This window comes from Pseudomonas sp. SDT291_1_S447 (assembly GCF_054070155.1).
The window spans coordinates 1-237 of sequence record NZ_JBSVXS010000387.1; the positions used below are offsets into that span (position 1 = coordinate 1).

Annotated in this window: 1 protein-coding gene; it reads right to left on the minus strand. The window is 65.4% G+C overall.

Annotated elements, in window-relative coordinates:
- A partial coding sequence (locus tag ACW9IR_RS30025) for a hypothetical protein (protein WP_457466233.1) occupies window positions 1–237 on the minus strand: 237 nt, incomplete at both ends.

Below are 237 nucleotides of genomic sequence, written 5' to 3' on the forward strand. Positions count from 1 at the left end.
GCATACCCCGCCCGGCCACTCTGAATCCGCAGCAACGGCTGGTGCTGAGCCTGAACCTGCGGCGTGCACGTCACCAAGGCCTCAGCCATCGCCTGACCCAGCGCCTGGATATACGGCGCCTGCATCATGCTCTGGTGATCCCCCGGCACCGCCACCTGAAGCAATTGCCCCGGCGCCAACACCTCATTCCAACCCAGTGCTTCACTGCGCCGCGACAACTCGGTAGGCCGCTCACTC